Consider the following 11,740-nt stretch of genomic DNA (forward strand, 5'->3'; position numbering starts at 1 on the left):
TTAATATCGTTCATATTTTATAATAATTTTGATGAATATTAAAATTTCTAACACAAAAGGCACGAATAGCTTCGTGCCTTAACATTAATGATTCATCTTAGGACCTATTCTTTTCCATCTCTTTTCCCACTTTTCCTTTTGTTTCTTCCATCTTTCTTCCCATTTTCTCGCACCTCTATTAAAATGCTCTTCAATTGTATCTGGGGTCAATTCTATTTCTTCCTCTTGCTTCTCTTGAATCAACCCATCAATGCGTGGGACATCAAAGCTAGTTGAAGGCTTATCTTTTAATGCCTCCTTCATGACTTCACGAAACACAATGGCTGCACCCGCACTGCTAGTCGTTTTCAAAAAGTGTTTTTCATCTGTTTTATCGTAGCCAACCCAGAATGCTCCTACTAATTGCGGGGTATAACCAACAAACCATTGATCCTTGACACCTTTAACTCCTTCAATTGGTACTTGTGTTGAGCCTGTTTTCCCAGCAATTTCTCTTCCCGGAATTTGAGCGTTTTTTCCAGACCCGTGTTCTACAACACCAAGCAGCATTGTGTTTATTTGATCGGTTACAGCTTTAGTGGTGACTCTTTCCTTTTTTCCCTTCCATTCTGCAACGGGATTCCCTTCTGAATCCACAATCTTTTTGATAACATGTGCTTTCATCCGGACTCCATGATTTGGGAAGGCAGAATACGCCTCAGCCATTATCAAAGGAGATACTCCTCCTTCTAATCCTCCAAGTGCAAGTGATAGATTGCGATCTCCCTTTGCTAGTGGTATTCCAAAACGTTTGGCACAATCTAAGCCCTTTTCAATCCCAATTTCATTCAATAACCAAACAGCCGAAACATTTTTTGAATCCTTTACTGCTTCATACATGGGAACTTTACCAGCATATTCATGGTTGTAATTACTTGGCTCATACTCACCAAAGCTCATCGGTTCATCCATTAACATATCAGTTATTTTCCAGCCATTTTCGAGGGCAGGAGTAAAGACAGCAAGCGGTTTAATGGATGAACCTGGCTGAGCCTTTAACCCCGTTGCACGATTATATCCTCTAAATGTGTGCTCTCCTCGCCCACCAACTATCGCTCGAATTCCACCTGTTTTGGGATCAACTAATATTCCACCGCTTTGGACCATTTGGTCAGTACCTTTTGGGAATATATCGTCTTTTTGGTACGTTTTCTCCATAGCATTCTGCATAATAGAATCTAGCTCGGTATAAATCTGATATCCTCCAGTCAGCAATTCATCCTGTGATAAATGATAAACATTAATCGCCTCTTCAAAGACCTGGTCAACATAGTGAGGGTACTTCCCTCGGAACGGGTCTCCACCTTTATCATTTAACATTACTTTTTCAGCCAATGCGTGATCATACTGCTGATTCGTTATATAGCCTTGATTCTTCATTTGTAATAAAACTAGATTTCTTCTCTGTCTTGCTTTTTCTAAGTGATGATATGGATTCAATGCAGAAGGCGCCTTTATTAAACCTGCCAGCAAAGCTGATTCGCTAATGGATAGGTCCTTAACTTCCTTAGCAAAATAATTTTGTGCTGCGTGCTTAATTCCCCAAGCACCATCACCAAAATATATCTGGTTTAAATACATTTGAAGGATTTCCTGTTTACTGTATTGTCGCTCAATTTGCATCGCTAGGAATACTTCATCTACTTTTCTCTTTAATGTTTTTTGAGAAGTAAGCAGTGTATTTTTCGTAAGTTGCTGGGTAATGGTACTTCCGCCTTCAACCATGCCCCGTGCTTTGATATCCCTGATTAGTGCTCTTGTTATACCAATATAGTCGACGCCATGATGCTCATAGAATCGGCGGTCCTCTATAGCAATGACTGCATTTTTCATAGAGTCAGGTACCTCATTGATTGGGACACCTTCGTTTTTATTTGCTGATACTTTACTTGCAACCTCCCCATTCAAATCATAAAAAACCGTTGCCTGGGGCAGTTCATTCTTAAGTGAAGAAATATCTAAATCCATTGAATAAGCATAGACGATACCTAGAAAACCTAGAACTAAAAGCGAAAACGAGAGAACCATCAATTGGTTCATATGCCATCGCTTCCAATTATTCACTACCTTTTTCATAATTCCTCCTGATAAATAAAATACAAAATGAAAGGCATCATTTTCTTTTTCCCTAAAAGGGGAAAAATTATCCAAAAGAAAAAGCACTCGAAAAAAATTCGAATGCTTTTTCTTATTCGTTCTTGGTTAATTCTTTAAATCGGATTTTGGCTTGTTTTTCGTCGAAGCTGCTGTATACCCGATAATGTTTGTCATCCAGAATTCGAAAATGCTTGCTAAGAATATTCTGTTGAAGGATAAATCCGTATTTCCTTGCGACCTCACGCCACCAAATTCGTCCTCCAAACGTTTTCATTCTCCGATAATCAATTCCTTCTCGAGCAACAGTCTCCAATACTTCTAGAGGTTCATTTCCAAATAGAAATTGGACGGTTTCTGTTTCCCTAAATAAAGCACATACGGTAACGACAGTGGACCAGCCTGCAAGGACCCTGCCTTTTTCGATCTGAACAAGAGTTTTCTTTGATACTCCAATGATTTCTGCCATTTTATCCTGGGTATAGCCTGCTTCTGTACGAATCAATCGCAATTTATCTGAAACTATCATAATAATTTCTTCCCTATTCATGCAAAGACCTTCTTTCAAAAACCTACTAGTGTAATTTTACACAAGTTGCCTTCTATTTAAAAGAAAAAACTGCTATCGTTTTAAGGATAGCAGTTTCATCGTTTTATTTTGGCGGAATGCCACATTGACTTTGGGTAGAGCAGGTCTTTTCAAGATCACATGCCGCACATTTTCCTTTTTTCGATTTATTAATAAACTTCACTAATGCCCAAGCAGCATAACCAAAAATCGCAGTGCCTATTATGAAACTACCTATATTTGCTATCATACGAAAACACCTACCTAATTAGACTAATCCAAACAGTTTACCGCCCTGATATATGACCAAACATAAAACATAAGCAATAAATAATGCGTAAAGGATAGAGAATGCAGTCCATTTCTTTGAACCTGTTTCCTTATAAATCGTTGCAGCCGTTGCTAAACATGGAATATATAATAGTATAAAAACCATAAAACTATAGGCAGCCAGCGGTGTGTAAAAATCGCTCAATAACCCTTGTAGACTCGCATTTTCTGGAACAAAGTAAATAATATTCATCGTTGAAATAATTGCTTCTTTAGCTAAGAATCCTGTTATTAAAGAGGCGGCAGCCTGCCAAGTACCAAAACCTATTGGCTCTAAAACAGGAGCAAACAAATTCCCTATCGCTGCCAAAAAGCTATCATCCATATCCACTTTTAATCCATTCGGTCCAGCGTACGATAACAGCCAAATAAAAACGGAGCCAGCAAAAATGAATGTTCCTGCCTTTCGAACAAAGCCTTTCCCCTTATCCCAGGTGCTTCTCCAAAGCGATTGTACCTGCGGGAGGCGATATGGCGGCAATTCTATAACGAATAAAGATGCTTCTGATTTTAGCAATGTTTTAGTAAATATTTTTGCTAGTAGTAATGCGACAACAATTCCTAAAACATAAAGACTTAATACCACCAGGGCTTTATGCCCTACAAAAAATGCTCCAACAAATATTGCATAAACTGGCAATCGGGCAGAGCATGACATGAGTGGTGTCAATAATATGGTCATTAATCTCTCTCTTGGTGTTTCGATTGTTCTTGCGGCCATAATCCCAGGGACATTACAGCCAAATCCAATCATCATTGGAATAAATGCCTTTCCATTTAGTCCAACAGACTCCATAATCCGGTCCATTACTAGGGCAACCCTAGCCATGTAGCCAGAATCTTCTAACAGGGAAATAAAAAAGAAGAGAATAAATATCTGTGGAACAAATACCAGTACCCCACCGACACCAGCAATCAGTCCTTCAATAATCAATGCATGAATAAAATCTGAAGCATGAATCACACCAAGGAGTTTTTCAAAACCGGCTGTCACCGGTCCTGTTAATATTCCATCCAAGACATCAGATAATGGAGTACCCAGCCAATCAAATGTGAGCATGAACATCAAATACATACATATTAAGAAGATTGGCATTCCTAAATACCGATTGGTTACGATGGCGTCAATTCTTTCAGACAAGGGAACAATGGTACTAACCTTTTGAACAGATGCCTCTAGAACTTTTTCGATAACTTTTTTTCTCTTCAGATAGATATAGTTTGCCAGCGATTTTATATTACCATTTTCCTCTTTTATGGCAGATTCCAAATTTGAAACGAGTGTTACTAGTTTATTAGGTTCTATTAAGTCGGAAAGATAACGATGGATGTATTCATTCCCCTCAAATAGTTGAATGGCAAGCCATCTTGGTGAATGGTCTGTTTTTCCTATTAACTCCATACTCAATTTGGTAATTCCATCCTCAATTACTTTTCCATAGTAGACATGTTTTTTTACCTTTGAATGGTTCGAACTTGTTGAAATTACTTCTATTAAAGTGTCACAGCCTTTACCACTTCTTGCCACAACAGGTACAACCGGTACCCCTAAAATCTGGGATAACTTATCTGTATTTATTTTTATCCCGCGATTATTCGCAACATCAATCATATTCAAACCAATTAGTGCAGGTTTCTCATATTCGAGCAGCTGCAAGGTCAAATGTAAATTTCGTTCCAATTGAGAAGCATCCAGAATATTTAACAGTCTGTCCACTTGTTCCTCTAAGAAGTAAGTGGTAACGACCCCTTCATCCTTTGATAATGGATTCAAGGAATAGATTCCAGGCAAATCAATTAATTTTCCTATATGATTCTTAAAAACCCCGACTTTCTTTTCAACTGTAACACCGCTCCAGTTGCCCACATACTCATAGGATCCTGTAAGATTATTAAACAATGAGGTTTTTCCTGTATTTGGGTTACCAATAAGGGCGATTTCCATTAAATTCTCTCCACTTCTATTAAACACGCTTCTTTGCGCCGGAGTCCTACACACTGTCCGCAAGACTCAATCATCACTGGTCCACCAAAAGGCATAACACATTTGACACAGACCTCAGATCCTTCTGTTATTCCTAGGTCCAACAACCTTCTTTGGACTAGGCGGCCAACCTTAGAAATATTAATGATTTTTCCTTTTTCTCCTGCTTTAAACGAGCCGAACATCACGATCACCCTAACTATGTTAATTGAGAATGATTATCTTTATTTATAACCTCATTTTACCATTGAACAATCGCTTATTCTGTGACAAAAATTTGAAAAAAAAATAGAAAAGTCACAGACTTTTCTATTTTTCAACTCTTATATCATTTTTTTTGGTACTGCACTAATGACGAGTATTACAAGGATTGCGCTTACGATAAAGCTTGGAAGCATATAGGTTCCATTGTAAACAAAGGAATAAACAGCAACTGGCTGACCAGCAGGTGCATATTCACCAAAGAATACGATACCCGAATACACATGAGCAAGATAGCGCAAGGCACTTCCTAAAAACGTTCCTAAAAGAACAAATGTAACCCAGCTTTTTGTATTATTCTTCAGAGAATTCTTCACCTTTGAAGCAAAAACACCTGCTAAACCAACCACTGAAAAAGCAATTCCATAATCAATAATTCCTTGAAGAAGTGTATAAATTTGAGAAAAACCAAGGATGAATTGAAGTAAACCGAGTAAAAATCCTGATAAGATTCCACCTTTTATACCCCAGCGAAATGACATTAGGAAAATCGGAATCATCGCTATTGAAATCGAACCACCCTGTGGCCATATCTTTAATGATAAAAGCCCTGAAACTAAATCCAGTAAGTAAGCAAGTGCTGAAAATACGGCCACTTCCACTAAAAATAATGTGTTACTACGTTTTTTTTCCATACATGTTCCCCCTATAGTTTGTATATTGGAGAACGTTCGACAGGTATTACTCCTAAGAATTTATATGGCGCCTTAAAAACAAAAAAAACAATGCAGGACAGTTAGGATTGTCTGCATTGTTAGCTTTAATAGTCGGCAAACCACATCCCTACGCTAGCGTTAACTAACAGGTTCATAGGGTCAGAACTCGAACGTTCACTCTCAGCCACTTATAGCAGCTCCCCCTGTGGAAATATTTAATTGATTTCATTAACGAATATACTATTTTTATAGAACTTTTACAAGGATAAACTTCCATACATGGTATAATAAAATAACTAGTCAGTTCGGCATTGCTGCCTTAGGAGGAAAACTGTGATGTTATCTGAAGTACAAACGGAATTAATAGCCTTTTTTGATGAGAATAAAGAAAGTTTAGTACGTGAGTGGGAAAGCTCAATTGTCATTTCTAACGGGGATCCTTACAAAGAAAAAATACGTGAAAATGGGATTGCTTTATTTAATGTTATTCTCACTATGCATACAATGAGTGAAGAAGAGCTATTAGAGATTATTAAAAAATATGCTCTTGAAATTTCTGAGGAAAGAGCACTAGCGAATATTAATATAGGTGACTTTGTTTATAATGTTAATCTTGGCAGAAGTGTGTTCTACAGCTATCTAAGTAAGGCTGACCTTCAGTGGGAAGACCTTCAGGAATCGATTAATAAAATAAATTACTGCTTTGATAAATTTCTATATTATGCGGTTACACACTATACAGAAGCTAAAAACAAAATCATTGAAGAAAAAACCATGTTTATCGATTCAACTCATCAGGACCGATTAACACTTCTTGGGCAAATGACATCTAGTTTTATACATGAATTTAGAAACCCTCTAACATCCATACAGGGGTTTGTTCAGCTGCTTAAGGCTGACCATCCTAATATGAAATATTTAGAGATTATTTCAAGTGAGCTAGAACAACTGAATTTCCGGATTTCGCAATTTTTACTTTTATCTAAAAAAGAACTAATTGGGAAAGAAAAAGAACAGTTTCACCTCAATAAATTGATTGATGAAGTCTTAAATTTCTTATATCCGAGTATTTTAGACGGTAAAGTTAAAATCAAAAAAGAAATTGTCGATGAAATCACACTTTATGGGTATGCGGATGAAATGCGTCAAGTATTCATTAATATTATATTTAATGCGATTGACGTGTTAAATCATCATAGAATCTCTAATCCAATTATTGAGATTAAGAGTCATATAGAGAATGATACACATGTAATACTCTCTATATCCAATAATGGTCCAATGATTCCTTCAGAATTAAGTAAAACCATATTCGAGCCATTCTTTACAACCAAAAAACTTGGTACTGGTCTTGGGCTATTCGTTTGTAAAGAAATCATTGAAAAACATAAAGGTGATTTAACTTGTCTTTCAACTCCAGAATTAACCGTATTTACACTTAAACTACCTCTAGCTGCGTCTCCTATGTAGGAGGCGCTTATTTCAAATTATTTTTTGAAAATTTATAATTTTCCAATTCATATAGACAAGACTTTTTTCATAAAATGTTGATACCAACTAATATGCGAACTAGAACGTTTGACTGTACAGTTGTAATTTACTATAATTGTTGTTAAATTTAGTTACCCGAGGTGATTTGATGGGGCTGTCTATCGTATCGGTGAATTAGCAGAAATCGCAATGGTTTCTAAACGGACAATTGATTATTATACATCAATTGGTCTATTAAGCGCAGAACGTTCAAAATCTAATTACCGAATTTATTCTGATGAATCCTTAAGGGATTTAAAGTTTATTGAAGATTGTAAGAGTTTACATTACCCGCTTGACGAGATTAAAAGAAAACTAGATATGAAGAAAGACATAAAAATTCATGATTCAGAAGTGGAGAAACATGTAGATGAAGTAACACAGCAAATGCAGCAGTTACAGAATGATTTAGTGGGTCTAATCCCAGTTGTTGAAAAATTAGATAATCTGCAAAAAGAGAAATTCACAACGAATCTTATGATGCTAAAATCAGTCTTGATGAAATCCCTTTTGAATGTAACGAGTTAATTTTTTTAAATTACTAGGAGGTGACTCCTTAACTCGTATTTAACGAGCTAAGGGAACTTATTTGGACATATTTAACTTGGTTATAATAGCCATTTTAATTGCTTTAACTGCCTTTTTTGTAACTTCAGAGTTTGCTATTGTCAAGATTAGAAGTTCAAGAATTGATCAGTTAATTGAAGAAGGTAATTCGAGTGCTATTTCAGCAAAAAAAGTAATTTCAAACCTGGATGAATATCTTTCAGCCTGTCAGTTAGGAATTACCATTACTGCCCTGGCTTTAGGTTGGATTGGGGAATCAACCATTGAGCATTTACTCGCTCCCCTTTTTAATGGGCTGGAAATCCCTGACGGTGTCTCCCACATCTTATCCATTGGGATTGCCTTTGCGACAATTACATTTTTACATGTTGTTGTAGGAGAGCTGGCACCTAAAACACTGGCTATACAGAAAGCTGAAATGATTACTCTTCTTATGTCACGGCCTTTAATTCTCTTCTATAAAGTGATGTATCCCTTTATTTGGTTATTAAATGGGTCAGCACGTATCGTAACGAGCATTTTTGGTCTTAAGCCAGTCTCTGAAAGCGAAATGGCACATACAGAGGAAGAGCTTCGAATTATCCTATCTGAAAGCTATAAAAGCGGCGAAATTAACCAATCTGAGTTTAAGTATGTAAATAAAATTTTTGAATTTGATAACCGGATTGCCAAAGAAATTATGGTCCCCCGGACGGAAATCGTTTCATTATCGAAAGATGATACGTTAGATACGTTTCTCCAAGTAATCCGTGAGGAAAAATATACGAGATATCCAATTATTGATGGTGATAAAGACCATATCATTGGTTTAGTGAATATTAAAGAAATGGTGACAGATTTAATTAGTAAAGAAACCCTTTCAACTAAAACGCTAGAGCATTATACCCGCCCAATTATTAGAGTAATTGAAACAATTCCTATCCATGATTTACTTGTTAAAATGCAAAAAGATCGAATGCATATGGCTATATTAATGGATGAATATGGCGGAACATCGGGTTTAGTTACGGTTGAAGATATTCTCGAGGAAATTGTTGGTGAAATCCGCGATGAATTTGATTCCGATGAAATTCCCATGATACGTAAAATTAAGGAACATCACTATATTATTGACTCCAAAGTTTTAGTAACAGAAGTCAATGACTTGTTGGGAGTCGAAATTGATGATGAAGATATAGACACCATTGGCGGCTGGATATTAACTGAGAATTATGAAGCAAAAGAAGGAGACTCCATCCATCACGAATCATATAGCTTTAAAATACTCGATATGGAGGAGCATCACATTAAATATATTGAGGTAACAAAGAAAGTCAATGATGAAGAACCCAGCGAAAATAAAATTTCCTTATCACAAACTGAGGTTCTTTCTTAAAAACGGATAAAAAAAAATGGCCAAAATCATATTTTGGTCCTTTTTTTGTAATATAATTGTAATAATTTCTCTATAATCCAATCACCTCCCCCTTTGAAAACATATTCTAAACTAAAGGGGGGAGAAATTACGATGGAATTAATTTTCTTATTTTTAGCATCTATACTTTCCGGATTTGCTTTAATGAGCGTTGAACCGGTATCATTCTTAAGTTTCTTAGGTCCAATTTTTGATATCGTTGGCGCCTTAGCAATCATTATTTTTTCTGTAGCACTGCTATTTAAAGGTGCTAAATCACTTTTTAAATAATTTTGTAAACGGTTACATTCACTGTCAATTAAATGAAAAAAGATCAGACTTTTACACTTCTGATCTTTTTTTATTGTAATTATTTGTTTTTTAAGATAATGATATCTTCTTCTGCTCGGGCTAATTTAATGAGGTGTGAATCCAGTCGACGGTTAATATGTTGAATATCCGCACCATTTCCTGAATGATTCTTTATTTCTTTTACTACAGTGCTCTGTACTTCTTCAATACGCTGCAATGATTCTTTAATATCTGACAAGTCAATCTGGTTAACCTCTACTCGATGCTCAATACTGTCCATTTGCTCCAATCGAGAAAGTCTGTGCTCAATATTTTCTAAGGTTTTATTAAAAGTATGAATTAACGTTTTTATATCTGAAATGTTCTCAGTCAATTTATCAAGTTTATGTTCCATTGGAATAACTCCTTTTTCGTAGTAAATATATTTTATCATCTTTAACACTTTAAATATGTTACAAATTCTAAAACAATACTGATTGATTTTTATTTTAGTATTTACCTTTTAGGATGATTATTGCGGAAATATGAACGATTTATAAATTCCGTCTTATAATAGGTATCCTTGTGAAAAATGTCACATGCAATTCTAACAAAAAGCCTTAATCTAATATCATAAGAAATGATTTTTTTCTTTTGAATTTTCCCGGTTTTCAATCTTAGTTATGGCTATTACCATTTTGAAAAGGTTGGTGCATATTATATGTTAATTTCAATTGATGAAAAAGCTGCAAAGTGGTTTACAAATGAATTCGAGATCAATACCGTAAGAATGTTTCCACAATACAGTGGTTTTGGTGAAAAACACAAGGGCTTTAGTCTTGCATTTTCAGCAGAGGCACCAACAAATGTTGGCTTTACGAAAGAAATGAATGGGATTAACTTCTATGTAGAAGGAAATGATGTATGGTTCTTCGAGGATACTGAAACCTGCCTATCCTTTAACGATGAAATAAATGAAATTCAAATAACTTTTAAGGAAACTATGGCTATAAACTAGTTTTCCTCCATCTAACAACTTAGGACAGCCATCTTAATTGGCTGTCCTTTTTCCTTTGCTTATTACTATTCCAATCAATATAAATTGTATAACCAACTACATATTAAAATTGTTTGTAACCTTGCTAACTTATTTTTTCTGAAAATTAGCAATAAATTGTGAACTATGTTGCAATAATATTAAATTAGATCTATAATGAAAGCGCTCACCTAGTACATATTTCCTAGTGTTTAAGCAGTAAAGCTTAATTTAACCTACTATATGAAAGGGGTTAGACATCATGGAACATTCTAGGCCACAAGTAGTATTATTTAATTTAACCTTCGATTTATCCATCATCTTGACCACCACCGTTGCATCGATTATGGTCTTTCTAATTGCTTACATTGCTACAAGAAACCTCACAGAAGGTATACCTAAAAAATTGCAAAACTTTATGGAATGGATCATGGACTTTGTTAAGGATATCATGAATAATTCATTAGGTCCTAACAACAATTTATTTATTTTGTCTACTGGGGTATCTCTATTAATGTATTTGTTTATTGCCAATCTTTTAGGTGTCCCATTTTCAATCATTACAATTGAAGAACACCCCGTTTCATGGTGGCGCTCCCCAACCGCTGATGCTCATGTCACAATGACATTAGCCATTATGATAATTGCCTACACCCATTTTATCGACATACGTCTGCATGGATTTAAACATTATTTGCACAGCTTTTTCAAACCCTTTAAAGCCTTGTTTGCCATTAATATTTTGGAACAATTTGCTACTACTTTAACCTTAGGGCTAAGATTATTTGGTAATATATATGCTGGGGAAGTAATGCTTGCTCTACTTGCTGGTGCTATAACCCATGGATTTGCAATTGCTTCACTAGCTGCTATTCCTCTCCTCATTTGGCAGGCATTTTGTGTTTTCATCGGTGCAATCCAGGCTTACATATTTGTAACACTTACAATGGTTTATATTGCTCACCGCTTAACATAATGGCTGTGTTAAAGG

The 11,740-nt window shown here is 35.6% G+C and carries 13 protein-coding genes and 1 riboswitch; of the genes, 6 read left to right on the forward strand and 7 right to left on the reverse strand.

Features of this window, described 5'->3' with window-relative positions:
* Nucleotides 1-84: 84 nt before the first annotated feature.
* The 6 genes from M3189_RS03230 to thiT all read right to left on the reverse strand — a co-directional run bounded on the left by M3189_RS03230 (nucleotide 85) and on the right by thiT (nucleotide 5,911).
* Complete coding sequence (locus M3189_RS03230; RefSeq protein ID WP_251631871.1) at nucleotides 85-2,115, reverse strand: transglycosylase domain-containing protein; 2,031 nt, start codon at nucleotides 2,113-2,115, stop codon at nucleotides 85-87.
* 112 nt (nucleotides 2,116-2,227) lie between these two features.
* Nucleotides 2,228-2,683: a helix-turn-helix transcriptional regulator gene (locus M3189_RS03235; protein WP_251631873.1), complete on the reverse strand. Its 456-nt coding sequence runs from the start codon at nucleotides 2,681-2,683 to the stop codon at nucleotides 2,228-2,230.
* Between the two features lie 103 nt (nucleotides 2,684-2,786).
* Nucleotides 2,787-2,951: a FeoB-associated Cys-rich membrane protein gene (locus M3189_RS03240; RefSeq protein WP_251631875.1), complete on the reverse strand. Its 165-nt coding sequence runs from the start codon at nucleotides 2,949-2,951 to the stop codon at nucleotides 2,787-2,789.
* Nucleotides 2,952-2,969: 18 nt separating this feature from the next.
* On the reverse strand, nucleotides 2,970-4,976 hold the full coding sequence (feoB, locus tag M3189_RS03245; protein WP_251631877.1) for a ferrous iron transport protein B: 2,007 nt from the start codon (nucleotides 4,974-4,976) through the stop codon (nucleotides 2,970-2,972).
* The gene (locus tag M3189_RS03250; RefSeq protein WP_251631879.1) at nucleotides 4,976-5,200 is read right to left on the reverse strand and encodes a FeoA family protein; all 225 of its coding nucleotides are present in this window, start codon (nucleotides 5,198-5,200) and stop codon (nucleotides 4,976-4,978) included. The genes feoB and M3189_RS03250 overlap by 1 nt, the downstream gene beginning before the upstream one ends.
* Nucleotides 5,201-5,338: 138 nt before the next feature.
* A complete protein-coding gene (thiT, locus tag M3189_RS03255) occupies nucleotides 5,339-5,911 on the reverse strand; it encodes an energy-coupled thiamine transporter ThiT (RefSeq protein WP_251631881.1) in 573 nt (190 codons plus the stop codon).
* 128 nt (nucleotides 5,912-6,039) lie between these two features.
* A riboswitch (TPP riboswitch) is annotated at nucleotides 6,040-6,146 on the reverse strand.
* A 122-nt stretch (nucleotides 6,147-6,268) separates the two neighbouring features.
* On the opposite strand from thiT, the gene M3189_RS03260 reads away from it, so the two are divergent.
* The 4 genes from M3189_RS03260 (at nucleotide 6,269) to M3189_RS03275 (ending at nucleotide 9,713) form a co-directional block, all read left to right on the forward strand.
* A complete protein-coding gene (locus M3189_RS03260) occupies nucleotides 6,269-7,402 on the forward strand; it encodes a histidine kinase N-terminal domain-containing protein (RefSeq protein WP_251631883.1) in 1,134 nt (377 codons plus the stop codon).
* 186 nt (nucleotides 7,403-7,588) lie between these two features.
* Entirely contained in the window at nucleotides 7,589-7,990 is a 402-nt protein-coding gene (locus M3189_RS03265; protein WP_353057389.1) for a MerR family transcriptional regulator, read from the forward strand.
* A gap of 61 nt (nucleotides 7,991-8,051) precedes the next feature.
* Nucleotides 8,052-9,404: a hemolysin family protein gene (locus M3189_RS03270; protein ID WP_251631889.1), complete on the forward strand. Its 1,353-nt coding sequence runs from the start codon at nucleotides 8,052-8,054 to the stop codon at nucleotides 9,402-9,404.
* 132 nt (nucleotides 9,405-9,536) lie between these two features.
* The gene (locus tag M3189_RS03275) at nucleotides 9,537-9,713 is read left to right on the forward strand and encodes a hypothetical protein (RefSeq protein ID WP_251631891.1); all 177 of its coding nucleotides are present in this window, start codon (nucleotides 9,537-9,539) and stop codon (nucleotides 9,711-9,713) included.
* Between the two features lie 79 nt (nucleotides 9,714-9,792).
* On the opposite strand, the gene M3189_RS03280 is transcribed toward M3189_RS03275, so the two are convergent.
* Entirely contained in the window at nucleotides 9,793-10,128 is a 336-nt protein-coding gene (locus M3189_RS03280) for a hypothetical protein (RefSeq protein ID WP_251631893.1), read from the reverse strand.
* A gap of 306 nt (nucleotides 10,129-10,434) precedes the next feature.
* Between M3189_RS03280 and M3189_RS03285 the strand changes: the two genes are divergently transcribed.
* Nucleotides 10,435-10,731 carry a HesB/YadR/YfhF family protein gene (locus tag M3189_RS03285; RefSeq protein ID WP_251631895.1) on the forward strand — a complete coding sequence of 99 codons (297 nt, stop codon included), beginning with the start codon at nucleotides 10,435-10,437 and terminating at the stop codon, nucleotides 10,729-10,731.
* A 280-nt stretch (nucleotides 10,732-11,011) separates the two neighbouring features.
* Nucleotides 11,012-11,725, forward strand: coding sequence for a F0F1 ATP synthase subunit A (gene atpB, locus M3189_RS03290; protein WP_251631898.1), 714 nt, complete (start codon nucleotides 11,012-11,014; stop codon nucleotides 11,723-11,725).
* The last annotated feature ends 15 nt before the right edge of the window (nucleotides 11,726-11,740 follow it).

This window comes from Neobacillus niacini (genome assembly GCF_023715415.1).
Classification (GTDB): Bacteria; Bacillota; Bacilli; order Bacillales; family Cytobacillaceae; genus Neobacillus; species Neobacillus niacini_C.